At 72.9% G+C, this 22,804-nt stretch carries 20 protein-coding genes and 2 pseudogenes; 9 read left to right on the top strand and 13 right to left on the bottom strand.

Going from position 1 to position 22,804, the window contains the following annotated elements; genetic code table 11:
* Window positions 1-17: 17 nt before the first annotated feature.
* Window positions 18-2,372, top strand: a complete 2,355-nt coding sequence (locus tag C4J65_RS01595) for a hypothetical protein (RefSeq protein WP_115740720.1) — start codon at window positions 18-20, stop codon at window positions 2,370-2,372.
* 54 nt (window positions 2,373-2,426) lie between these two features.
* On the opposite strand, the gene C4J65_RS01590 is transcribed toward C4J65_RS01595, so the two are convergent.
* The 4 genes from C4J65_RS01590 to C4J65_RS01575 all read right to left on the bottom strand — a co-directional run bounded on the left by C4J65_RS01590 (window position 2,427) and on the right by C4J65_RS01575 (window position 7,174).
* The gene (locus tag C4J65_RS01590; RefSeq protein ID WP_162832970.1) at window positions 2,427-4,862 is read right to left on the bottom strand and encodes a right-handed parallel beta-helix repeat-containing protein; all 2,436 of its coding nucleotides are present in this window, start codon (window positions 4,860-4,862) and stop codon (window positions 2,427-2,429) included.
* A gap of 108 nt (window positions 4,863-4,970) precedes the next feature.
* Window positions 4,971-5,579, bottom strand: a complete 609-nt coding sequence (locus tag C4J65_RS01585) for a hypothetical protein (protein ID WP_115740718.1) — start codon at window positions 5,577-5,579, stop codon at window positions 4,971-4,973.
* Between the two features lie 281 nt (window positions 5,580-5,860).
* On the bottom strand, window positions 5,861-6,688 hold the full coding sequence (locus C4J65_RS01580) for an MOSC N-terminal beta barrel domain-containing protein (RefSeq protein ID WP_115740717.1): 828 nt from the start codon (window positions 6,686-6,688) through the stop codon (window positions 5,861-5,863).
* A gap of 42 nt (window positions 6,689-6,730) precedes the next feature.
* Window positions 6,731-7,174 (bottom strand): DUF6643 family protein, encoded by a 444-nt coding sequence (locus tag C4J65_RS01575; RefSeq protein WP_162832969.1) that lies wholly within the window; start codon window positions 7,172-7,174, stop codon window positions 6,731-6,733.
* 295 nt (window positions 7,175-7,469) lie between these two features.
* Here C4J65_RS01575 and C4J65_RS01570 point away from each other — a divergent pair, with 295 nt between their 5' ends.
* Entirely contained in the window at window positions 7,470-8,762 is a 1,293-nt protein-coding gene (locus C4J65_RS01570) for a TerD family protein (protein ID WP_115740715.1), read from the top strand.
* A gap of 18 nt (window positions 8,763-8,780) precedes the next feature.
* Here C4J65_RS01570 and C4J65_RS01565 read toward each other — a convergent pair whose 3' ends face one another.
* Entirely contained in the window at window positions 8,781-9,989 is a 1,209-nt protein-coding gene (locus C4J65_RS01565; protein WP_162832968.1) for a glycosyltransferase, read from the bottom strand.
* A gap of 84 nt (window positions 9,990-10,073) precedes the next feature.
* Here C4J65_RS01565 and C4J65_RS01560 point away from each other — a divergent pair, with 84 nt between their 5' ends.
* Window positions 10,074-10,859, top strand: coding sequence for an aspartate/glutamate racemase family protein (locus C4J65_RS01560; RefSeq protein WP_162832967.1), 786 nt, complete (start codon window positions 10,074-10,076; stop codon window positions 10,857-10,859).
* Window positions 10,860-10,939: 80 nt separating this feature from the next.
* Window positions 10,940-11,482 carry a hypothetical protein gene (locus C4J65_RS01555; RefSeq protein WP_115740713.1) on the top strand — a complete coding sequence of 181 codons (543 nt, stop codon included), beginning with the start codon at window positions 10,940-10,942 and terminating at the stop codon, window positions 11,480-11,482.
* A 63-nt stretch (window positions 11,483-11,545) separates the two neighbouring features.
* Here C4J65_RS01555 and C4J65_RS01550 read toward each other — a convergent pair.
* Window positions 11,546-12,055: pseudogene (locus tag C4J65_RS01550) on the bottom strand (hypothetical protein); the annotation flags it as partial.
* 255 nt (window positions 12,056-12,310) lie between these two features.
* Between C4J65_RS01550 and lnt the strand changes: the two are divergent.
* The 5 genes and pseudogenes from lnt to C4J65_RS01520 all read left to right on the top strand — a co-directional run bounded on the left by lnt (window position 12,311) and on the right by C4J65_RS01520 (window position 16,883).
* Window positions 12,311-13,924 (top strand): apolipoprotein N-acyltransferase, encoded by a 1,614-nt coding sequence (gene lnt / locus C4J65_RS01540; protein ID WP_115740712.1) that lies wholly within the window; start codon window positions 12,311-12,313, stop codon window positions 13,922-13,924.
* A gap of 68 nt (window positions 13,925-13,992) precedes the next feature.
* The gene (locus C4J65_RS01535) at window positions 13,993-14,472 is read left to right on the top strand and encodes an NUDIX domain-containing protein (protein WP_115740711.1); all 480 of its coding nucleotides are present in this window, start codon (window positions 13,993-13,995) and stop codon (window positions 14,470-14,472) included.
* A gap of 54 nt (window positions 14,473-14,526) precedes the next feature.
* Window positions 14,527-15,327, top strand: coding sequence for a 3-hydroxybutyrate dehydrogenase (locus C4J65_RS01530; protein WP_115740710.1), 801 nt, complete (start codon window positions 14,527-14,529; stop codon window positions 15,325-15,327).
* Window positions 15,328-15,383: 56 nt separating this feature from the next.
* Window positions 15,384-15,833, top strand: a pseudogene (locus tag C4J65_RS01525) (diguanylate phosphodiesterase); the annotation flags it as partial.
* Between the two features lie 102 nt (window positions 15,834-15,935).
* Window positions 15,936-16,883, top strand: a complete 948-nt coding sequence (locus C4J65_RS01520) for an AraC family transcriptional regulator (RefSeq protein ID WP_115740709.1) — start codon at window positions 15,936-15,938, stop codon at window positions 16,881-16,883.
* A 40-nt stretch (window positions 16,884-16,923) separates the two neighbouring features.
* Here the strand turns inward: C4J65_RS01520 and C4J65_RS01515 are convergent, their stop codons facing one another.
* The 7 genes from C4J65_RS01515 to C4J65_RS01485 all read right to left on the bottom strand — a co-directional run bounded on the left by C4J65_RS01515 (window position 16,924) and on the right by C4J65_RS01485 (window position 22,278).
* Window positions 16,924-17,847 carry a TIGR03619 family F420-dependent LLM class oxidoreductase gene (locus tag C4J65_RS01515; protein ID WP_115740708.1) on the bottom strand — a complete coding sequence of 308 codons (924 nt, stop codon included), beginning with the start codon at window positions 17,845-17,847 and terminating at the stop codon, window positions 16,924-16,926.
* Window positions 17,848-18,037: 190 nt separating this feature from the next.
* Complete coding sequence (locus tag C4J65_RS37005; RefSeq protein ID WP_275898142.1) at window positions 18,038-18,169, bottom strand: hypothetical protein; 132 nt, start codon at window positions 18,167-18,169, stop codon at window positions 18,038-18,040.
* Entirely contained in the window at window positions 18,166-18,852 is a 687-nt protein-coding gene (locus C4J65_RS01505) for an EthD domain-containing protein (protein WP_115740707.1), read from the bottom strand. The genes C4J65_RS37005 and C4J65_RS01505 overlap by 4 nt, the downstream gene beginning before the upstream one ends.
* 67 nt (window positions 18,853-18,919) lie before the next feature.
* Window positions 18,920-19,405, bottom strand: coding sequence for an OsmC family peroxiredoxin (locus C4J65_RS01500; RefSeq protein WP_115740706.1), 486 nt, complete (start codon window positions 19,403-19,405; stop codon window positions 18,920-18,922).
* Between the two features lie 40 nt (window positions 19,406-19,445).
* Window positions 19,446-20,366, bottom strand: coding sequence for a zinc-binding dehydrogenase (locus tag C4J65_RS01495; protein WP_115740705.1), 921 nt, complete (start codon window positions 20,364-20,366; stop codon window positions 19,446-19,448).
* 66 nt (window positions 20,367-20,432) lie between these two features.
* A complete protein-coding gene (locus tag C4J65_RS01490; RefSeq protein ID WP_115740704.1) occupies window positions 20,433-21,125 on the bottom strand; it encodes an SDR family oxidoreductase in 693 nt (230 codons plus the stop codon).
* Window positions 21,126-21,369: 244 nt separating this feature from the next.
* The gene (locus C4J65_RS01485; RefSeq protein ID WP_115740703.1) at window positions 21,370-22,278 is read right to left on the bottom strand and encodes an alpha/beta hydrolase; all 909 of its coding nucleotides are present in this window, start codon (window positions 22,276-22,278) and stop codon (window positions 21,370-21,372) included.
* Window positions 22,279-22,804 lie beyond the last annotated feature (526 nt).

Here is a 22,804-nt window from a genome sequence, read left to right as displayed (position 1 = left end):
ACGGGGGAGCGCGCACAGTGAAGAAGGCGCAGGAACGGGCCGGGACCGGCGGGAGCGACGCGAGAAGCGGCACCGCCCTGGAACTCCTGGTGCACGGAGTGGGCGGTACGACACCCGCCGAGATGCTGGACGACCCGCGGACCGTGCGGATCACCGGCGACCACGTCGCGGCCGTCTTCCGGCGCACCGAGGACGCCGACGCCGAGTCCCGGCCCGAGGACTACCGCGGCCGGCCGGTGCCCGAGGCCTACGTCTGGTGCAACCTGACCTCCGGCAACGGCACCCGCGCCCTGTGGCTGCTGCTCCTGCCCTTCATGGTGGTCAACATCGCGCACTGGATGCGGCCCGCCGCCCACGACCGGATCCGCACGGTCCGCCTCTACGGGCTGCTGCTGCGGCTCACGGGCCTGACCCTGACGGTGCTGCTGGTCGCGGCCGCCTGCGAGGTCGCCCTCGACCTCGTCGCCTGGCAGTGCGCGGGCACGCGCGCGTGCGCCGAGCGGCACTCCTGGCTGGGCTTCCTGTCACCGGCGCTGTCGGGCGGCGGCTGGTGGAGCACGCCCGGCCGCAGGCTCGCCCTCGCGGCCGCGGTGCCCGCCGCCCTGACCGGGCTGCTCTGGTACCTGTCGCTGCGCACCTGGCGGGCGTACGAGTCCCAGCAGCCGATGGACCGCGAGATCGACGCCGAGGAGGACCCCCGCCGCGGCGCGCTGGGCCGCCCCGGGTTCTGGTACGGGCGCCGTCTGGTGGCCCGGCTGCGTGCCGCGCACACCGCCGCCGGTCTGCTGACCGTCGCCGTGGCGGTGGCCGTCCCGGCGGCCCGCTTCGACCGCCGGCCGGGCGGGCCCGCGCTGCTCGACACGCTCGGATGGGCGCTGCTGGCGGCGCTGGCCGCGGGGGCGGTCGCCGTGATCGCGGTGGTGTGCCGCCGCGGCCGCAGCGAGCGGCTCATCGACCGGACACTCGACGAGCACCTCGTACGCCGCCTGCCGCTCGCCGCCCTCCTCCTGCTCGTCCTCGCCCTGCTCTACGGCGGCTGGGCCCGCCCGGACTGGACCTCGGGCGGCCGGCTGTCCGGGAACACCGCCTTCGGCGGCATCGCCCTGGTACAGGGACTGCTGGTCGTCACCCTGGCCGTGGTCGCCCACCTGCTCCACCGCAGCCGCCCCGACGCCCGCGCCGCGCTCCGCGGCCTCGGCGGCCCCGCCGTCGCCATGCTGGCCTGCGCGCTGGGCGGCGTGATGTCCGGCGGCGTCGCCCAGCGCGTCTCCGACTGGATGGACGGCACCGGCACCTCCCTCGACGGACCGCCCGTCCTGCTGACCTGGCAGGCGTCCGTCATCCCGCCACTGCTCGTCGTCGTCCTGCTGCTGTGCGCCGCGCTCGCCCGGCACACCCTGCGCCTGGCCCGCGCGGAACGGGACGCCGTGGAGGGCGACCACCCGGGGGAGGCCGGCGACCCGGGGCGCACGCGGCGCATCGCCCTCACCCGCGCCATGGCCACCCTCACCGACCGGGTGCCCCTCCTCGTCGCCATCACCTCCGCCGCCACCCTGCTCCTCGGCGCAGGAGCCCTGGTGGGTGCCCTGACGACGGACCAGGTGCCCGGCGAGGCCGCGCGCGGCACGTACGCCGTCGTCCAGGGGGCCGCGCAGACCGCGCAGGACATGGGCTCCTGGCTGATCGGTCTCGGCTTCATACTGTTCGTCACCTGGGGCAGGCGCGCCTACAAGGACGCCTCCGCGCGGCGCACCATCGGCATCCTGTGGGACGTCGGCACCTTCTGGCCGCGCGCCGCGCATCCCTTCGCACCGCCCTGCTACGCCGAGCGCGCGGTGCCCGACCTGACCTGGCGGATGGCGACCTGGACCCGCGCCACCGGTGGCCGGCTGGTCATCTCCGGGCACTCGCAGGGCAGCGTCCTCGCCGCCGCCGCGTCCTGGCAGCTCGAACCGTCCGCCCGCGGGCGCGTCGCCCTGCTCACCTACGGCTCCCCGCTGGAGCGGCTGTACGGCCGCTGGTTCCCGGCCCACTTCGGCCCCGACGCGCTCGCCTCACTGCACGAGGAGGTCGACTGCTGGCGCAACCTCTACCGGCGCACCGACCCCATCGGCGGCCCGATGCGACTGCCGGGCGACGCGGGCCCAGCCGTGGACCGCGCACCCCTCAAGGACCCGCTGACGTACGGCCGGACCGAACTCCACCCGCTGCCGGCGCCGATCCTCGGCCACTCCGAATACCAGGCCGACCCGGCCTTCGCCGAGGAACGCGGCCGGCTGCTGGCCCGGTTGCGGCCCGAGGTGCCGGCACCGCGTCACACCGAGGGTGCCGCCACCGTCCCGGCCGCCGACGACACGGCGGGCGACTGCTGATACCCGGCCGGGCACCCCGCCCCGGTTCCGTTACGGCAGCCCGCCCCGGTTCCGTTACGGCAGCCCGGGCAGGTCGTCCGGGTACAGCAGGGTCAGGTCGTCCGTGCTCGGGTCGGACAGCTGGGCGACGCGGCTCGCGTGCCGTTCCACCATCGCCTCGAAGGTCTGGCGGGCGGTGCGGCCGTTGCCGAAGGCCGGGCCCTTGGGGATCTCGGTGAAGTACTTCGTCAGCGCCTCGGACGTGCCCGGCGCCAGCCGGTACTCGTGCTCGTCGGCCTGCTGCTCCACGATCCGCAGCAGCTCCCCGGGGCCGTAGTCGCCGAAGGTGATGGTACGTGAGAAGCGGGACGCCACACCGGGGTTGACGGACAGGAAGCGCTCCATCTCCGCCGTGTACCCCGCGACGATCACGACGACGGCCTCCCGCTGGTCCTCCATCAGCTTGACCAGCGTGTCGATGGCCTCCTTGCCGAAGTCCCGGCCCGCGTCCTCGGGCGAGAGCGCGTACGCCTCGTCGATGAACAGCACGCCGCCGTGCGCCCGCTGGAACGCCTCCTGGGTGCGGATCGCCGTGGAGCCGATGTGCTCGCCCACCAGGTCCACCCGGGACACCTCGACCAGATGGCCCTTGTCCAGGACCCCGAGCGAGGCGAGGATCTCGCCGTACAGCCGGGCGACCGTCGTCTTGCCCGTGCCCGGGGAGCCGGTGAAGACCAGGTGCCGCTTGACCGACGCGGCCTTGAGGCCCGCCCGCTGCCGGCGCCGGCCCACCTCGATCATGTCGGTCAGCGCCCGGACCTCGCGCTTGACACTGTCCAGGCCCACCAGGGCGTCCAGTTCGCCCAGGACGGCCTTCGAGGTCCGGGCCGGCTCCGGCGGGAAGGTGCCCGCGATCAGCGGCTCCTGCTCTGTGGTGCGCTGCCCGGGGATCGAGCCCAGCAGACCGGGGGACTGGGCCGACGTCTGCACCACCGGCTCGGGCACGGCGGGTGACGTCAGGCCGGTGCTCTCGTCACTGGTGCAGTCCTCGACGAGCGGCCCGGAGTCGTACGCCGTGTCGGGGCCGCCGTCCGCGAACTCGTAACCGCCGCGCGCGCACCGCTCCGTGCGGCACTTCCGCAGCGTCGTACGACAGCCGTCGATCACGTGGAAGCCGTAGCCGGCGCTGCCGGTCACCCGGCAGTTCAGGAAGCTGCCGCGGCCTCCGGCCGACACGTACACGCCCGCCTCGGAAGGCGAGTCGACCGTGCAGCGCTCGATGGTGGGGTCGGCGCCCTTGGTGACGATCACACCGGTGCGATTGCCGTCCAGGGTGCAGTTGTTCAGGGTGCCGCCGCTGCCGTGGTCGCGGAACCAGGCGCCGGTGGCGGCGTCCCGGATGCGGCAGTCGTCGAGCTGCGCGGTGGCGCCGTCGCTCACCGACACGGCGGTGTTGCGCACCTGGGAGAGGTCGCTGTCGACGACGTCCACGCGCGAGCCGCGGTCCAGGACGAACAGCGCGTCCGGCACGTCGTGCACCCGGCAGGAGTCGAGCACGGCGGTGGCACCGTCACTGACCCAGACCGCCGGGTAGTCGCCGGTGCTGTCGAAGATCTCGCACTGGTTTGCGTCCACGCGTGTGCCCGGGTCCCACACCGACAGGCCGTTGCGTCCGAACTGCCGCACGCTGGTGCGGGTCAGGGTGAGGACCGAGCGGGACCTGAGGTCGACCGCGTTCTCCGGGATGTCGTGGATGCGGCAGTCGGCGAGGGTGAGCACCGCGTCCGTGTCCAGCGTGACACCGTCGCCGGTGGTGCGGTGCACGTCGCAGTCGGTCAGGTGGGCCGTGGCCCGGGCGGTCACCTGCACGCCACTGCCCCGCACTTCATAGACCTCGCAGCCCACGGCCTCGAGCGCCGAGCCCTCGCCGGTCGCCGTCAGTCCGGAACCCGCCGCGTGGTGCACCCGGCAGCGCTCGAGGCGGGGGTGGGCGCCGGAGCGCACCGCGACGCCCGCCTGGCCGGCCGCGACGACCTCGCACTCCTCGAACACGCCGCCCCCGCCGTCCAGGACGGCGATGCCGACACCGGCCGGATTGTCGACGGTGCAGCGCCGCACCGTGGGACGCGCGCCGCGCACCTCTATCCCGGAGGCGGAACGCGCGACGACCCTGAGGCCCAGCAGCTCCGGCGTACCGTCCTCGACCAGCACCGCCGGCGCCGCCGCGTCCTGGCCCTCCACGTGCAGGTCCTGGATCACCGCCGGGGCGCGCACGGTCAGCGGGACGCCGTCGACCGGCGCGATGCGCACCGACCCCTGGGCGCCGTCGGGCCCGCGCAGGGTCACCGCCCGCTGGACGACGAGGTTCTCCCGGTAGGTCCCGGGGGCGACGGTGAGGACGTCACCGTCGGCCGCGGCCTCCAGGGCGGCGGCGAGCGATGCGTACTCACCCGTGCGGCGCCGCCACCGCGAGGTGCCGGTGTGCGTCACCTGGACCGTGCCCTGTGCCATGGCGTTGCTGTGCCCCCACCTCGTCGTACGCGGGTCGTCGCCGATTCGGTTCGGCCGGTCCACCGTAGCGTGTGCGCAGGTGGTGAGTTGACCGGTGGCGGAAGCCCGTCAGCTGCCCGCGCCGGTCCTGCCCCAGTCCGGTCCCGCCCGCTCCCACTCCTGCTCCAGGCGCGCGTACCGGCGGCGGACCAGGCGCCAGACCACTGTGCGTCGGGCGGCCTCCACGAGGGCCGCCACCGCCACCGCGGTGCCGATCCCGGCGAGCACCGCGTGGGTGGTCGCGGTCTCGGCATCCAGCGGGCGGGCCACCTCACGGCCCCGCGCGTCCGTCCACATCGCGAACCGGTCGCCGCTGTCCGGGCGGTCGATGCCCACCAGGACGGGGCCCTCGTGCCGCGAGCCGTCCGGCCCGGTCCAGGCGGCCAGGACACGGCTGCGCAGCTCGTCGCCGGAGGAGGCGCCCTCCGGGTCGACGGCCGAACGCGAACGCTCCAGGGCACGGACCACGGTGGCCGTCACCCGGTGCCGGTACTCGTGCTGCTCGCGCACCGACCGCTGCAGGGCGTTCTGCGCCGCGCCGCCGACGAGCACGCCGAACAGGGGTGCCACGGACAGCATCAGCAGCAGCGCCGTCAGGGCCACCCAGGCCTCGGCCAGGTCGCTCCCGCGGCGCAGCGGATTGCCCCTCCAGCGCCAGAGACCTCGGACCGCTCGCACCCGCTCACCCCCTCACCGCTCCGCTCCACCCCCGTCGAGCCGTCCACGCGGATCCCGGGCGGGCCGGACCGCGGGGGCGTGCCGTCGCCGCGCGGTGGCCCGTGCCGGCCTGGTTCTCATGAACCTCTCACAAAGCCCAACGCGCGGACCCCGGACCGGGTTCCCGTTACCGGGCCGTTTGTCCGGAACCTGAGCCCTAAGCCCTGAGCCCTGAGCCCTGAGCCCTGAGCCCTGAGCCCTGAGCCGGGAACCCTGAACCCGTGCGGACGAACGGGCGCACGTCACTCGACGATCCGCACCGGGTCGCCGACCCGGACCGTGCCGGGGCCGAGCGGGACCAGGTTCTGCCCGAAGACCAGTTTGCCGTCGACGCGACGGTGCCGGCCGAGGCTGTGCAGGGGCTCGGCGCCGCGGTCCGCGGTGCCCTGGTCGGTGGTCGTCACGACGCACCGCCCGCACGGCTTGGCGACCCGCAGGACGACCTCGCCGACGGCGACGCGGGACCAGCGGTCCTCGGCCCAGGGCTCGGTGCCCGAGACGACCAGGTTCGGCCGGAAGCGGTTCATCGGCAGGGGGCCCTCGTCCGCGTGCTCGCCCCGCGCGATCAGGGAGTTGAGGGCGTCGAGCGAGGCGGTGGTGGTCAGCAGCAACGGAAACCCGTCCGCGAAGGAGACGGTCTCGCCCGGCAGCGCGTACGCAGGGTCGACGGGCCTGCGGGTGGCGGGATCGTCCAGGTGCACCAGCCGGACGTCGGCTCCGAGCAGCGTGCTGCACCAGGCGTGCGCGGCCGCGTCCTCGGCGGGGAGCGCCTCGACCTTGTCCCGGAAGATCTGCACCGTCACGGTGCCCACCGCGCGCGGGACCGGGACCGCGAGCGGTGCCATGCCGGGCGCGGACAGCCGTACGCCGCCGCCGGGCAGAAGCTCGGCGGCGGCCAGGGCGAGGCGCGGCTGCCGGCGTTGCGTGACGACCTTTCCCCCGTCGTCGATCAGCATCCAGCGTCGGTCTCCGGCCGGCCCCCAGGGCTCCACGACGGCCTCCTGGAGCGACAGGCTCCGGAACGCCTTGACCGGATGGACGTGGATCGACTGCAGTCGCGCGTACCCCATCAGGTCATCGTGCCAGCCGGCACCGACAACCCGGAGGACGGCTCAGTAGCCGCGGTACTGCTGCTGGTTGTACGGATCCTGGTACGGCGCGGGGGCCGGCCGGGGAGCCGCGGGGCGCATCGCCTCGTACCCCGCGGGGCCGGGCGCGCCCGGGCGGGGCTGCTGCGGCTGCTGGGGGCCGGGGTAGCCGCGGGGCGCGGTCGCCTGGTGCGGGATGTACGCGGCGGGCGCCTGCTGCAGCGGGGCGGGCTGCGGGGCCTGCTGCGAATATCCGTAGGAGGGCTGCGAAGGGCCCGCCGGGAGGGCGGGCAGGGCGGACGGCAGCGCGGGCAGATGGCTGCTGCTCGGCATGTCGTACGCGGCGGGGACCCGGATCGGGGCGATCTGCGGTGTGCCCCGTTCGGCCACGAGCGAGTCGTAGATCGGGGTGTCCGGGAAGGAGGCGGAGTAGTAGCCGCCGCCATAAGTGGAGCGGGGGGAGGTCATGGCCATAAGTTAAGCCCACGATGTGCTGGTTGGGGAGACCGATAAGAGGGTTGTTTTCCGTGTCCGCAGTGACCGGGCATCCCCAATGCGAGCGAACTTGGCAAAATAGGGCGTCACGCCACGCGATTTTGCGGTAAAGGCCGAGTTCCGCACGGGTTACCGGCGGTTGACCGAACCTTCTGCCGGCCTCTTCTTCAAGGGCGGGCCGCCCGGAGAATAGGTTGTGCGTCAGGAACTCGACGATTCGCCGGGACACGACTCGGCTCGGTGACACGTGATGGGGGCGGACATGTCAATGTCGAAAGGGTCGAACACCCCGGTGCCGACGGCGGCGCTGCGGGTCGAACTGGGCTGGCGATCCGGCCCCGGCGTGCCCGACGCGGACGCCTCCGCCCTCCTGCTGGTGGGCGGCAAGGTCCGTTCCGACGCGGACTTCGTCTTCTACAACCAGCCGGCCCACGCCTCCGGCTCGGTCCGCCACGAGGGCAAGCGGGACGCCGGCGGCCGGGTGACCGACAGCCTCCTCGTCGACCTCACGCGCGTGGAGCCCGCGATCGAGACGGTGATCCTCGCCGCCTCCTCGGACGGCGGAGCGTTCGGGCAGGTCCCCGATCTGTACATCGAGGTGCGCGACACCACGCGGAACACCGTCGTGGCCCGCTTCGACAACCCGGGCGCGAGCGTCGAGACGGCCTTCGTGCTGGGCGAGTTCTACCGCCGCCAGGGCGCCTGGAAGTTCCGCGCCGTCGGACAGGGATACGACAGCGGACTCGAGGGCCTGGCCACGGACTACGGCATCTCGGTGGACGAGCCGCAGTACGCCCCGCCGACGGCCCCGCCCGCGCCCGCCCCCGCGCCCGCGATGCCCCCGCCGGCGCCTCCCGCACCTCCCGTGACACGGCCGTCCGCGGCGCCTCCGCCACCCCCGGCCGCGCCCTCCGCCGAGCCGGTCCGGCTGACCAAGGTCACGCTCACCAAGGCGGCGCCCTCCGTCTCGCTCACCAAGCAGGGCGGCACCTCCGGCTCCATGCGCGTCAACCTCAACTGGCAGGTGCGCAAGCAGTTCTCGGGCTGGGCCCGCAAGCTCGGCCGCCCGGTCGCCATGCACGACGACCTCGACCTCGACCTGTGCTGCCTGTACGAACTGAGCGACGGCAGCAAGGGTGTCGTCCAGGCGCTCGGCAACGCCTTCGGGGCGCTGCACCAGCCGCCGTTCATCCACCTCGACGGCGACGACCGCACCGGCGCCGTGTCGACCGGCGAGAACCTCACCATCAGCCTCGACCACAAGCAGTACTTCCGGCGCATCCTCGTATTCGTGACCATCTACGAGGGCGCCCGTTCCTTCGCCGACCTGCACGCCACCGTCACCCTCCAGCCGCAGTACGGCGCTGCGGTCGACTTCTCGCTCGACGAGTGCACCGTGCCCTCGACCGTGTGCGCCCTCGCGCTGATCACCAACACCGGAAACGACCTCGTCGTCCAGCGCGAGGCCCGCTACCTGGTGCCCGACCGCGGGGTGAGCCCGCAGCGAACGGTCGACCACGCCTACGGGTGGGGCATGAACTGGACCCCCGGCCGCAAATGACCCGCCCCCGGGAGGAGCTCAGCCCGCTCGGCCCTCCTCGGGCACCGCGTCCGGACGGGCGTAAGTGCGGCCCTTCCAGGCCGCGCCGCGCCCCCGGTAGTGCTGCACCGCCGAGTCGACCGTCATCAGCAGATAGAGGAACGCGGTGAACGGCAGCAGCGGCGCGAGCCACAGGGGCTGCCGGTAGTAGCGCAGCATCGGCAGGTACGTCCCCGCCATCACGAGCCAGGCGGCCGCGCCCAACGCGGCCGTCGCGCCCTGCCCCGTCGCCGCGCCGACGAGCACCGCCGCGGGCGGCACCAGATACACCAGGGCCAGGCCGAGCACCGTTCCGGCCAGCACCAGCGGGTTGTGCCGCAGTTGCGCGTAGGCGCTGCGCGAGACCATCCGCCACAGGTCGTGCAGCCGCGGATACGGGCGCACGCTGTCCACCCGGTCGGCCAGGCCCAGCCAGACCCGGCCGCCTGCGCCCTTCACCGCGCGGGCGAGGGCCACGTCGTCGATGACGGCGTGCCGGATGGCGTCCGGGATCCGCGCCCGCTCGGCGGCGTCGGCCCGCAGCAGTACGCAACCGCCCGCCGCGGCCGCCGTCCGCGTCGCCCTCTGCCGCCTGCTCCCGGCGCGGCCACCACCGATCCACCGGAACGGGTACAACTGGGCGAAGAAGTAGACGAAGGCCGGTACCACGAGCCGCTCCCACACGCTATCCACCCGCAGCCGGGCCATCTGGGATACGACGTCGAAACCTCCGGTGCCGGCCGCGGACACCAACGCGCGCAGACTGTCCGGAGCGTGCGCGATGTCGGCGTCCGTCAGCAGCAAGTACTCGGGCTCACGCGTGCGCGCCAGGCCGATGCCGTGCCGCACCGCCCACAGCTTGCCCGTCCAGCCGGCGGGCGGCTCCCCCGGCGAGGCCACGGTCAGCGGCAGCCCCTCGTGCCGCCGGGCCAGCTCGCACGCCAGCTCACCCGTGCCGTCCGTGCTGCCGTCGTCGATCAGGAAGACCTCCGCCCGCCCCGGATAGTCCTGGGCGAGCAGCGACGGCAGGCTCGACGACAGCACCGCCGCCTCGTCGCGCGCCGGGACGACGACGCACACCGGGGGCCAGACGCCGGGCTCCTCAAGGGCCGGAAGTCTGACGTCCGTGCGCCAGAAGAAGCCCCGGGCGAACAGCAGCCACAGCCAGGCGGCGAGGGAGAGGGCTGACACCAAGGTCACGACGGTCACGACGGAAGTCCACGCATCGGCGCTCACGTGCGCAGTCTGCCGCACGGCACCGGCCGGTGGCGGCGCATCGTCTATGGTGGCCGGGTGAAGATCGCGCTCATGGACTCCGGAATCGGCCTGCTGGCGGCCACCGCCGCGGTACGACGGCTGCGACCGGACGCCGATCTCATCCTCTCCCTGGACCCCGACGGAATGCCCTGGGGCCCGCGCACCCCCGAAGATCTGACCGGGCGCGCCCTCGCCGTGGCCGAGGCCGCCGCGGCACACCGCCCGGACGCCCTGATCGTCGGCTGCAACACCGCCACGGTGCACGCGCTGCCCGCACTGCGCGCCCGGCTCGAGCCCGAGGTGCCCGTCATCGGCACCGTGCCGGCGATCAAGCCCGCTGCGGCCGGCGGCGGACCGGTGGCGATCTGGGCGACCCCCGCCACTACGGGCAGCCCCTACCAGCGGGGCCTGATCGAGGACTTCGCGGGGGACGCGACGGTCACCGAGGTGCCCTGCCCGGGCCTCGCCGACGCCGTCGAGCACGCGGACGAGACCGCGGTCACCGCTGCCGTCGCCGCCGCGGCCGCCCTCACACCCGACGACGTGACGACCGTCGTCCTCGGCTGCACCCATTACGAACTGGTCGCCGAGCGCATCCGCGCCGCCGTGCAGCGCCCCCGCGCTCCGCGGCTCGTTCTGCACGGCTCCGCCGGAGCGGTGGCCGCCCAGGCGCTGCGCCGGATCGGCGCCCGCCCCGACCCCGGCGCCCCGGCGACCGGCACCCTGACCGTGCTGCTGAGCGGACGCGAGGGCCCCCTGCCCGCGCCCGCGCTTGCCTACGACGAGGGCAGGCTCCTGCGCGCGGTCACACCGGCCGGCTGACGAGTCCTCCGCGCCCGGTCGGCCCAGTCACCCTGCGCGACGAGGTACCCGCGCAGCGAAACATGAGTAACCTCATAGCCATGAGGCATCGCCACGGCGAGACCGTCCCACAGCCCAACGTCTGGACCGGCCGTGCCACCAGCCGGGTCCAGTGGTTCCTGGCGCTCATCGGCGCCGCCTGCCTGGCGCTCGGCATCGCCCTGGCCGTCGAATCGGCCTGGGAGTCCGGCGTCGCCCCGCTCGCCATGGCCGTCGTCGGCTGCATCGCGGCCGGACTGCTGGTCCTGTTCGGCACACTCGCGTTCGTACACGTCGCGCTGAGAGTCGACGAGGACTGCCTCGAAGTGCGCTGCGGCCACATCGGCGTGCCTCGCCGCCGCATCCCCCTCTCCCACGTCGCGGGCGCCGAGTTCGCGCCGCACGTCACCCCGCGCCAATGGGGCGGCTGGGGCTACCGGTGGCGGCCGGAGATGGGCACGGCCGTCGTCGTACGGCGCGGGGAGGGCCTGATCCTGCGCCTGCTGGACGGTCACACCTTCACGATCACCGTGGACGACGCGGAGGCGGCCGTCCAGGTCATCAAGGACCGTCTGCGCCCGAAGGCACCGGGCCCGGCACACTGAGACAGACAGGGGAACCAGGCCCGCCGAGCCCGCGGCACGAGACGTACGCCGAACCGCACGGCCTCAGCGGGGCAGCCGGCCGTTCCGCGGCCTTGCGTCCGTGCCCCGAGCCGGCGACTCCTCGGCGAGGGGGCGGGCCGTGGCCAGTCCAGCGAGGAGTCCCGCGCCCAGCGGGACCGCGGAGAAACTCAGCGCGTTGCCGACGGCGGCGACGGCCGCGAGCCCGGTGAGTGCCACGCCGGCGGTGAGGGCGACCGGAGTGGGGCGCGGGGAGCGCCACAGCGCGTACAGCACCCAGCAGAAGGCCGCGACCAGCAGCGCTGCCCCCACCAGCCCCTGTTCGGCCCCCTGCTGCCACACCGCGGAGTGCGGGCGGCCGTCCGGCACCGGCGACCCCGAGGCCGTCGGGCTCGACGCCCCGAACCGTCCCGGCCCCACGCCGAGGGCCGGGTCCCCGCGCAGCAACTCCAGCGCGTCGGCCCAGAGCCGGACGCGATGGGAGGTCAGCTGCCCCTCAAGGGACGCGGCGAGTGCGTCCGGCACGAAGCCGCCCGGCACCGCCCAGCTCAGGCCGCACCGGACGCGGACGCCGTCCCCCTCGAACCCACCGTGTCCCCCGCCCCGTCGCCCCTGACCTCACGGGCCCCGCCGCCTGGCGGAATCGGGCCGGCGTCCGGGGCTCGGCCACACCGTAACGGCTGGTCGGCGGATTGTGGACCGGTCGGCGCCCGGTTGTGGCGAAACGATGCGGCAGGGGTCGCCCACGGCCCTTCGACGTCCCCGGACCGTCCTGTCCACGGCCAGGTCACCCGCCGTACACTCCGGGGGGTGACAGCCACCGCAACTTCCGTCGGCGAGTCGGACCGGACGCATCCGCAGACCACGCCCGCCTCCCGGGCCGTCTCGCGGCTCGTGCGCCTCCTCCCGGCCGCCGCCGCGGCGCTCTCCGGAGTGCTCCTCTACATCAGCTTCCCGCCGCGCACCCTGTGGTGGCTGGCGCTGCCCGCGTTCGCCGTCTTCGGCTGGGTGCTGCGCGGCCGCGGCTGGAAGGCGGGCCTCGGCCTCGGTTACCTCTTCGGCCTCGGCTTCCTGCTCCCCCTGCTGGTGTGGACCGGGGTGGAGGTCGGCCCCGGCCCCTGGCTCGCCCTGGCCGCCATCGAGGCGCTCTTCGTGGCGGCGGTCGGCGCGGGCGTCGCCGCCGTGTCGAAGCTGCCGGGGTGGCCGGTGTGGGCGGCGGCGCTGTGGATCGCCGGGGAGGCGGCACGCGCGCGTGCGCCCTTCGAGGGCTTCCCCTGGGGCAAGATCGCGTTCGGGCAGGCGGACGGCGTGTTCCTGCCGCTCGCCGCGGTCGGCGGCACACCGGTTCTCGGCTTCGCGGTCGTCCTGTGCGGCTTCGCCCTCCACGAGGCCGTGCGCCTGGCCGTCCGGGCCCGCCGCGGCGACGAGGTGCGGCGCGGCGCCGCGGCAGTGGCACTCCTCGGCGTCGCCGTACCCGTGGTGGGCGCCGTGGCCGCCCGGCCGCTGGTCAGCGACACGGCGGAGGACGGCACCGCGACCGTCGCCGTGATCCAGGGCAACGTGCCGCGCGCCGGACTCGGCTTCAACGCCCAGCGCCGGGCCGTACTCGACTACCACGCGCGCGAGACACAGCGCCTGGCCGACGAGGTGAAGGCGGGCAAGGTGGCACGCCCCGACTTCGTGCTCTGGCCGGAGAACTCCTCGGACATCGACCCCTTCGCCAACGCCGACGCCCGCCTCGTCATCGACCGGGCCGCCAAGGCCATCGGCGCGCCCATCTCGGTCGGCGGCGTCGTGGAACGCGACGGCAAGCTGCTCAACGAGCAGATCCTGTGGGACCCGGACAAGGGCCCCGTCGACACGTACGACAAGCGGCAGATCCAGCCCTTCGGCGAGTACCTGCCGCTGCGCTCGCTCATCGGGGCGATCAACGACACCTGGACGAGCATGGTCAGCCGGGACTTCAGCCGGGGCACCGAACCCGGCGTGTTCACCATGGCCGGCACCAAGGTGGGCCTGGTGACCTGCTACGAGGCGGCCTTCGACTGGGCCGTGCGCTCGGAGGTCACCGACGGCGCCCAGATGATCTCCGTGCCCAGCAACAACGCCACCTTCGACCGCAGCGAGATGACCTACCAGCAGCTCGCCATGTCCCGGATCCGGGCGGTCGAGCACAGCCGGACCGTCACCGTCCCGGTGACCAGCGGCGTCAGCGCGATCATCATGCCGGACGGCCGGATCACCCAGAGGACCGGAATGTTCGTGGCCGACTCCCTGGTGCAGGAGGTGCCGCTGCGCTCCTCCGAGACGCCCGCCACCCGGCTCGGCATCGCACCCGAGATCGCCCTGGTGCTGGTCGCCGCCGGCGGGCTCGGCTGGGCCGTCGGCGCCGGTGTGCGCGGTCGACGCGCCCGCGACGTGTAGCCGTACGCCCGGTGCACGCCCCGTGACGAGGGCGGGAGCGGTCCGGACGCCCCGTTAGGGTCGGACACATGACTACTCCCGATTTCATCCGCGACCTGCGCGCCTCGGCCGGACACCAGCTCCTGTGGCTCCCCGGAGTCACCGCCGTCGTCTTCGACGACGAGGGCAGAGTGCTGCTCGGCCGCCGGTCCGACAACGGGCGCTGGTCGTTGATCGGAGGCATCCCGGAGCCGGGGGAGCAGCCCGCCGCCTGCGCCGTGCGCGAGGTCGAGGAGGAGACCGCCGTCCGGTGCGTCGTCGAGCGGCTGGTCCTCGTGCAGGCGCTGAAGCCGGTCACCTACGACAACGGTGACGTCTGCCAGTTCATGGACATCACCTTCCGCTGCCGGGCCGTGGGCGGCGAGGCCCGGGTCAACGACGACGAGTCGCTCGAGGTGGGCTGGTTCGCGGTGGACGCGCTGCCGGACATCAAGGACTTCGGGCAGACCAGGGTCAAGCAGGCCATGTCCGACGCCCCCACATGGTTCGAACCCACTGATTCCTTCTGAAGTATGGGGCGTACCCACATGGGGGGTGGCGCGGACGCTGCCTAGGGTCGGGGCATGACCTCGCCCAGCGTCCTCCAGGCCCCCCACACCTCCTCGCTCGACCTGCACGGCCGCACCGCCCTCGTCACCGGCGCCGCCGGCGGCATCGGCCGTGCCTGCGCACTGCGCCTGGCCGCGGCCGGGGCCGAGGTCAGAGCGGTCGACCGGGACGCCGCCGGTCTCGAGGCGCTCGCCGGGAGCTGCGGGGACCTCCCGGGCAGCGTCCAGCCGCAGATCCTGGACCTGACCGACCTGGACGCCGCCGAACGCGTCGCGGCCGGCACCGACGTCCTCGTCAACAACGCCGGGCTGCAACTGGTGCGCCCCCTCGATGAGTTCCCGCCGGACGTCTTCCACACCGTGCTCACCGTGATGCTGGAGGCCCCCTTCCGGCTGATCCGCGGCGCCCTGCCCCACATGTACGGGCAGGGCTGGGGCCGGATCGTCAACATCTCCTCCGTGCACGGTCTGCGGGCCTCGGCCTACAAGGCGGCCTACGTGTCCGCCAAGCACGGGCTGGAGGGCCTGTCCAAGACCGCCGCCCTCGAAGGCGCCGCCCACGGCGTCACCTCCAACTGCGTGAACCCCGCCTACGTCCGCACCCCGCTGGTGGAGCGGCAGATCGCCGACCAGGCCCGGGCCCACGGGGTCCCCGAGGAACAGGTGCTCTCCGACGTACTGCTGCGGGACAGCGCCCTGCGGCGGCTGATCGAACCCGACGAGGTCGCCGAAGCGGTGGCGTACCTGTGCGGCCCGTACACGTCCGGCCTCACGGGCACCTCACTCGTCCTGGACGGCGGCTGGACCGCGCACTGAGCCGGGGTTTTCCACAGGGCTGCCGGGACGAACGGGTGATGAGGAATCCTGTGAGCATGTCCCGCGATCATGCGCAGTCCGCCGAGACGCCGTTCCTCGAGCTGCTGGCCCGATGCGCCTTTGCCGACGCCTACGAGCAGCCGGTGCTGCTCGCCCGCGCCGAGGGCGGACCGGCCGAGCGCATCGACGCGCTCGAACGGGCCAAGCGCCTCGCGCTGCGGGTGCGCTCGGAGCTGGAGGGCCGGCGCAGGCGCGAGGCCGAGCTGTCCGCGCTGTTCGAGACCGCCCACGACCTCGCAGGACTGCGGGACCTGGACGCGGTACTGCGCGCGATCGTGCAGCGCGCCCGCTCCCTCCTCGGCACCGACGTCACCTACCTCAGCCTCAACGACCCCGACCGAGGCGACACCTACATGCGGGTCACCGAGGGCTCGGTCGCCGCCCGCTTCCAGCAACTGCGGCTCGGCATGGGGGAGGGGCTGGGCGGCCTCGTCGCCCAGACCGCCAGTGCGCCGGCGCCGGTGATCCGACACGCCCCCTCGGACCAGCTGGTGCGTGCCTGATGGCAACCGGCGGATCCGCCGGTTCTCGTCGGGTAGATTGGCGAGATGGACCTGTTGGCAGACGCCTTGCGGGTCTCCGGCGCGCGTGGCTCGTTGGGGACGCGCGTGGAGGCCGGCGAGACGTGGGGACTGTGGCTGGATACCTTTCCCGGCGTCGCCCTACACGTTGTCACTGCCGGGACACTGTGGCTCACTGTCCCCGGAACGCGGCCGCGGAGGATGGAAGCCGGCGACGCCGTGCTCCTCCCCGCGGGCACCGAGCACGGGTTGGCAAGCGAGCCGGGCGTCATGATGGGCCCCTGCGACCGAGAGAGGGCCGACCGGGCGCGGGTGATCGGGGACGTCCTGCAACTCGGGGCACAACCGACGCAAACCACCCTGGTGACCCTGCACTACGAGCAGGACCCGGAGATCAGCACGCCGGTGATCACCGCTCTCGAGGGATCTGTGCACGTGGCAGCGAGCGAGCGGGCCTACCTCGACGACACCGTCCGGCTGCTGACCCGGGAACTGGCCCACCCACAGATCGGCACCACCGCGGCCGTCAACAGCCTCATCGATCTGCTGTTGCTCCAGTTCGTCCGGGCGTGGCTGACCACGCAACCGGCGCAGCCGCCCAGCTCGTGGCTCGGCGCGCTGCGCGACCCGGTCGTCCGCGATGCGCTGGAGTGCATCCACCGCGAGCCCGACCGCGCCTGGACGACCGCGACCCTGGCCGACGCGATCCGGGTGTCGCGCGCCACCCTGTCGCGTCGGTTCCCGGCCGCGCTCGGCCAGACACCCGGCGCCTACCTCACGGCATGGCGTATCGATCTAGCCGTCGCACGGCTTCGCGACACCGATGACACGGTCGAGGCCGTGGCCGCCGCCGTCGGGTACACCTCGCCGCACGCGTTCAGTCGCGCCTTTCGGCGTGCTCACGGGTTGACACCGAGCGAGTTCCGCACCGATGTGCGCGCGGCCGCGCACATCGGTCGCCGACTGCCGACGTAGCGGTCGCACGCACGGAGGGTGCTCACTGGCGCCCGCCACCTCACGTGGCGGCGAGCGCCACGGGGATGAGCGCGTCGAGGTAGTACTCGAACTCGCTCAGCGATCCCGCAGCGTAGGAGGGGTCGAACAGAACCTCGGTGACGCCGGACCCGCGCGCGTTCTCGACGTCGTCGGCGACCTGCTCGACCGTCCCGTGGTACGGGGCGCGATCGTGGCCGAGTGGCCGGTCGGAAAGCGAGATCTCCGCGCGGAGGATGACTCGTCCGTCACCCGCGTCACGACCGGCCTCGGCGAGCGCGGACCGGTACAGCTCGACGAGATCGGCGAGGTCACTGCCGGCCGCGTTCACCGGGTGGATGGCCGCACCGAAGCACGCAGCGCGCCGCACCGCTGCGGCACTGTTGGTCGCGAGGGCGATCGCCGGGTGCGGGTCCTGGACGGGTTTGGGCAGGATCGAGGACTCGGGCACGGTGAAGAACCGCCCCTCGTATCTCACGGGGTTCTCGGTCCACACCGAGACAAGCAGGTCCAGGAACTCGTCCATGCGCCGCCCGCGTGTGGACAGGTCACCGCCGGTCGCGGTGAACTCCTCCGGGTTCGCCCCGACGCCCAGCCCGGCGACCACCCGGCCGCCGGAGAGGATGTCGAGCGTCGTGAGCTGGCGGGCCAGTACCACCGGATTGAGGTAGCTGGCGATCAGCACGCTCGTGCCGAGACGGATGCGGGAGGTCCGGGCGGCCACGTAGGTGAGCACCGCGATCGGGTCGAGAGCGTACCGGTGCGCCTCTGGGGGGAGGCCGTCCGCCGAGCCCGGGTGCCGGCGGGTCGGCCGCGTCGGCACGAGCAGACGGTCGGTGACCCACAGCGATCCGAACCCGCCCTCTTCACTGCGCCGCGCGATCTCGCTGATTCCCTCCGGGGTGGCCGCCGGCCCCAAGTTGGGCAAGAAGAACCCGAATGTCATGTCGGCCTCTCGTGATGGTGTGTTGGAGTGCGTATCGAATGTGCTGGTCACCGCAATGCCGGTGGTTTAGGGTGTTTTCGCAGGTGGGAGCGGGTGTCCCGGGCTCCGTGTGGCATTGAGCGAGTAGCTGACGCGCGGCTGGGCGGGCGGGGCTCGTCCCCTGGAGACCGCAGATCACCGGCGTTGCTGGTCACCGCCACTCGTCGATGGCCGCGACGAGGACTCTCGCCTCGTGGCGGACCGCGAGCCTGTCGTATCGCGCGGCCACGGCTCTGTGGCACTCGAGGTGATTGATGCCGCACTGGACGGCGCGACTGGTCATCGGACGAAGCGCTCCGACTGCACGAGGACGGTCAGGGAGTGGCCGCCGCGGCCGACGAGCTCGGTGAACGCCTCCGGGTCCGCGGCCACGCCGTCCTCGAAGGCGGTCCGGGTCGGCCACCAGAGCTGCCGTGCCCCGAGGAAGCTCGGGTTGTCGCCGTGAAACTCGCTGGAGGGGTGGTTGCGCACGTGACGCAGGGCGCCGATGCGCCGGCCCAGGTCGGCGTCGTCACTGCCGGCCCAGTCGGCGTTGCCGTCGAGCCGGACGAACTGCAGAAGCTGGATGGTCACGCTGCGGTCGAGGTGGTACCACTGCGCATCGCCGTAGCTCGCCCCGTCCTGGGGCCGGGGGCGGGCGACGAGCACCTCCTCCTCCGTGGCGAAGTTCTCGATCTTCGACTTGTCCATGAACAGGGGTTCGTCGGGCAGGATCCAGTCGTAGTACTGCCGCTCGCCGACCAGGCCGCGGGCCTCGGCGACGGAGTCGAACTCGATCACCGAAATGGCTTCGTGCGTGGCCTGGTCGGCGTCGAGCAGGTCGCTGTGGATCTGATGGGCCTGCACGTAGGTGCGGATGCCGGGGATCAGGCTGCCGTAGGTCGCGTGCGGGTGGCGCCAGTGATCGTGGAACACCTCCGGGGCGACCTGGGGCAACCGGGTCAGCATGGCGAAATAACGGATCATGGGAGTTCTCCGTCTCAAGGTGGGGAAACGGCGTCGCCGAGAGGTGGCCGCCGGAGGGGATGGGTGCTCAAGGCTCGAGCTCGGCATGCACGGTGATCTGCACCGCGGCGAGCGCCTTGCCGAACGGGTCGGTGCCGGCTGCGCGTCGAGCGGCTTCGGCGAAGCCGTCGGCGTCCAGGCCCGCGACCCGCCCGCGCACCGTGAGCGTGAGGCCCGCGAGCCGGAACCCGCCCGCGGGATCGGGTGCAAGCGAGACGTCCTCGCTCACGTCCAGGGATTCCGGGGTGCCGCCGGACTGCGCGACGACCGCCGAGAGGGCCATGACGTAGGAGGTTGTGTGCGCGGCGGCGAGCAGCTCCTCGGGGCTGGTGGTGCCGCCGGCGTCCTGCGCGGTGCGCTCGTAGTAGGAGATCGGGTGCGTGGCGACCCGTGAACTCTCCAGCGTCACCTGGCCGGAGCCTCCTTCGAGATCTCCCTCCCATGCGATGCGGGCGGTGCGTGTAGGGGGTCGGGCGGTGCCGGGGTACGGAGTGCCGCGGTGTTCGGTGGACATGGTGGCTCCTCATGCTGGGGGAGAACGGGTGGTCGGATGGTCAGGAAACGTCGAGGACGGCCTTGCCGTCGATCTTGCGGCCGAGCAGGGCGTCGACCGCGTCGTCGGCGTCGCGCCACGACCCGCGCCAACCGATGTGCGGGTCGAGCGAGTCGTTCGCCAGGAGGTCGAGGATCAAGGTGAGGTCGTCGGCGCTCTCGCCACCCCGGACGAAGATCTCGACGCGGGTACCGGCTCCACGGCGGCGCTGCGCCTCGAGATCGAGGACCAGCGGCTCCCCCGAGGTCGCGCCGACGTTCACCGCGATCCCCCCGGGCTCGAGGTGGTCGACCGCCCGGGCAAGCGCGGCGCCGCCGACGTTGTCGACGATGCCCGCGAGCCTGCCGGCGAGGCCGGTGAGCTCAGGGCCGTGCACCACACGAGACGCGCCGATCTCCCGCAGCCCCTTCTCGCGCTCGGGAGAGCCGACGGCGGCCACGACCTCGGCGCCCATCCGGGACGCGAGCGCCACGGCGTAGCGCCCGACCCCACCGGAGGCTCCGGTCACGAGGACACGGCGGCCCAGCAGGGGCCCGAGGCGGCGCAGCGCCCGCAGCGCGGCCACCGCCGCGACGGGTACGGTCGCGGCGGCCCCGAGATCGACGGCGTCGGGAACGACGGCCAGCTCGCCGGTCGCCACCGCCCGAAGGGTGGCCCACCCACCGGCGGCGCCGAAGGTCGTCACGCGGGCGCCGGCCGGTGGGCCGGAACCGTCGGCGGCAGGGGTGACGACGACGCCGGCCGCGTCCCAGCCCGGCACCTCGCCCGGTTGCCGCATCGCGGCGAGGTAGCGCACCTCCCCGTGGTTCAGCGACACCGCTTCCACCGCGACCAGCGCTTCATCGGCGGCGGGGACGGGGTCGGGGACCTCAGCGAGAGCAAGTCCGGTCCGAGCCGACGGGGCATGAACGAGTGCATGCATGTCAACTGCTCCCAGCAATATCGTGTGTGACCTCGAAGCCGGTCACCACCGGGTCGAGGAGGGTCCTCATGGGACAGCCAGGCTGGGCGCACCGGCCAGGGCGGCCTTGGCGCGCCTGCTCAGGTCGTCGGCGACGATCTCCAGCTGGCCGTTCTCGAGCCCGTCGAGCGCGATCTCGACGAACTCGGCCGGCGGCATCTTCTCCACGTCCAGGGCGGACGTCAGGTCGGTGTCGACCAGTCCCACGTGCACGCCGACGACGAGCGTGCCTTGCGCGTCCAGCTCCATGCGCACACCGTTGGTCAAGTTCCACTGTGCCGCCTTGCTCACCGCGTAGGAACTGCTCCCCGGGTAGCAGAACCAGGAGGCCGCGGAGAGGATGTTGACGATCGCCCCGCCACCGTTGCGGGCCAGTATCGGAGCGAACGCGCGGATCATCGCCAGCGTCCCGAAGACGTTCGTCTCGATCTCGGCGCGGATCCGGTCGACATCACCGTCGACCAGATCCTGTGCCTGGGCGATCCCAGCGTTGTTGACCAGCAGCGTGACGTCGCCGGCCAGCGTTGCAGCCGCGGCGACCGACTTCGGGTCGGTGATGTCGAGCGATACCGGTTCGACACCCGGCACCGTCACGCGCGCCGCGTCCCGTGCCCCGGCGTACACCTTCGACGCCCCTCTCTCGTGGAGCTTGCGGGCGAACTGTGCACCGATGCCACGGTTCGCTCCCGTCACGAGCGCCACTGAGTTCTCGATCTTCAACTGCTTCTCCAGATGTCGGGCTGATGTCTCCTTTCGAAGGTAGGAACTCAGCACGGGCGTGACGATGCTCGGCAGCGTCGATGATGTGTCCGTCTGCCTCACCGGCGTGAGGCACATCGCGCCACGGACGCCGCCGACAGCGGCCGCGCCATCCTGGCGGTCTCGCGGCCGAGCCTGCTGCGTGCGTTGACGGCGCTGCCACTGCCGGCCGCCCCGGGCGCTCAGCGACGACGACGTCTTCCCCTCAGAGATTGGCCGTGTAGAAACCGACAAGTCGGTCGACGGCGGCGTCGACGTAGGCGGCTTCGTCATACATCTCGTAGTGGCCCGCGCCGTCGATCACCATGAGATCGACCGGATTGGGGGCCATCTCCCAGAGTCGCGTGCCGTTCTCGTACGAGCCGGTGGTGCCGATGCGGCCGGCGAGGACGACTTGTAGCGGCTGGGTCATGAGCTGATCGACGAGATGGAAGGCGTCGTAACCCAGGAGCAGTGGGTCGCTGCGGGAGAGCCGACGGTTCGTCGAGTACTCGTTCCCACCGCGTTCGGTGCGGTAGTACCGGACTGCCTCCAGAGTGTCGATGTCGGTCACGCCGCCGGCGGCGGCGTCCTCAACGGTGTCGGGGAGCCAGTTCTCGCGGGTGAGCTCCCCGATGCGGTTCTCGGTGCGGCGTGCGGTGGCCATGGCATCGAGTGCGGCGGCCGGGCCATCCGGCTGGAAGCTGCGAAACGCGGCGCCCAGGTTGACGGGAACGACCACGCCGACAGCCTTGATGCGGTGATCGGTACGGGCGGTATGTACCGCGTAGCCCCCGCCCGCGCAGACGCCGAGGACGCCAGTGCGCTCCGGATCGACGCCGACGATCGTGCTGAGCGCGTCGAGTGCGTAGCTGATGTCTTCCCCGCGGCGGTACGGGTCCTCGAGGTCCCGCGGCTCGCCGCCGCTGCGGCCCTGGTGGGCGGGGTCGAACACGAGCGCCGCGATGCCCCTGGCGGCGAGCCTGGAGGCGTAGTTGGCGCCGATCTGCTCCTTGACGCTGCTGCCTGGCGTGGAGAGCACGACGGTGCGTGTGGCCTCACCGTCGTCGGGCAGGTGGAGATCGGCCGCCAGCTCGATCGGTCCGCGCGGGATCGTGATGTGTTGGAGTGGCACGTGACACCTTCCATCCAGCAGTCGTCTGACAGCCAAGCGGTTCGACGTCCTATTGGCCCGGGCGCTTCACGATCTTGAAGGTGATCGGACCCCAAACACAGAACGTGCTCCGTGGCCAGGGAGAACAGACCTTGCTGAGTGCTGCGCCCGGTAGGGCCCGAAGACCATCGTCGCCGCTGACGGCGATGAAGTGATCTCGCATGTCGCGTCCTGGCTACTTGCCGATGCCGCCGACCGAACGACACTGGGCGGAGAGGTGTCGCAGGCGTTCGGCGGGCTGCACCGGTCGAGGGCCCCAACCCGACCCGCAACGCCACCGCCGTGGACCTGGCGGGCCCGGCGGTGGCCAACTCCACGGTGCGTCGGGGATGGAGGGGGGCTCGGTCGTCCCGCTTCGAGGAGAACCGGCGGGTCGTGGAAGTCGTACCCGCGACCCCGGCGTCTCCCTCGACATGCCCGAGGCGGCGCCCTCCGATGATCTGCTTGGAGGCGGGGACGGCAGGGATGGGGCCTCTCGACGCCGAGG

Source organism: Streptomyces sp. CB09001 (assembly GCF_003369795.1).
Lineage (GTDB): Bacteria > Actinomycetota > Actinomycetes > Streptomycetales > Streptomycetaceae > Streptomyces.
Note: the sequence above shows the minus strand (reverse complement) of the source record. Positions and strands in the feature narration are given on the sequence as shown.

Excerpts from the sequence above, each read along its gene's own strand:
- C4J65_RS01590 (WP_162832970.1), bottom strand. The coding sequence starts at position 4,862 with ATGGCACAGGGCACGGTCCAGGTGACGCACACCGGCACCTCGCGGTGG.
- C4J65_RS01580 (WP_115740717.1), bottom strand. The coding sequence starts at position 6,688 with ATGGGGTACGCGCGACTGCAGTCGATCCACGTCCATCCGGTCAAGGCG.
- C4J65_RS01575 (WP_162832969.1), bottom strand. The coding sequence starts at position 7,174 with ATGACCTCCCCCCGCTCCACTTATGGCGGCGGCTACTACTCCGCCTCC.
- C4J65_RS01570 (WP_115740715.1), top strand. The coding sequence starts at position 7,470 with ATGTCGAAAGGGTCGAACACCCCGGTGCCGACGGCGGCGCTGCGGGTC.
- C4J65_RS01555 (WP_115740713.1), top strand. The coding sequence starts at position 10,940 with ATGAGGCATCGCCACGGCGAGACCGTCCCACAGCCCAACGTCTGGACC.
- C4J65_RS01535 (WP_115740711.1), top strand. The coding sequence starts at position 13,993 with ATGACTACTCCCGATTTCATCCGCGACCTGCGCGCCTCGGCCGGACAC.
- C4J65_RS01530 (WP_115740710.1), top strand. The coding sequence starts at position 14,527 with ATGACCTCGCCCAGCGTCCTCCAGGCCCCCCACACCTCCTCGCTCGAC.
- C4J65_RS01520 (WP_115740709.1), top strand. The coding sequence starts at position 15,936 with ATGGACCTGTTGGCAGACGCCTTGCGGGTCTCCGGCGCGCGTGGCTCG.
- C4J65_RS01515 (WP_115740708.1), bottom strand. The coding sequence starts at position 17,847 with ATGACATTCGGGTTCTTCTTGCCCAACTTGGGGCCGGCGGCCACCCCG.
- C4J65_RS37005 (WP_275898142.1), bottom strand. The coding sequence starts at position 18,169 with ATGACCAGTCGCGCCGTCCAGTGCGGCATCAATCACCTCGAGTGCCAC.
- C4J65_RS01505 (WP_115740707.1), bottom strand. The coding sequence starts at position 18,852 with ATGATCCGTTATTTCGCCATGCTGACCCGGTTGCCCCAGGTCGCCCCG.
- C4J65_RS01500 (WP_115740706.1), bottom strand. The coding sequence starts at position 19,405 with ATGTCCACCGAACACCGCGGCACTCCGTACCCCGGCACCGCCCGACCC.
- C4J65_RS01495 (WP_115740705.1), bottom strand. The coding sequence starts at position 20,366 with ATGCATGCACTCGTTCATGCCCCGTCGGCTCGGACCGGACTTGCTCTC.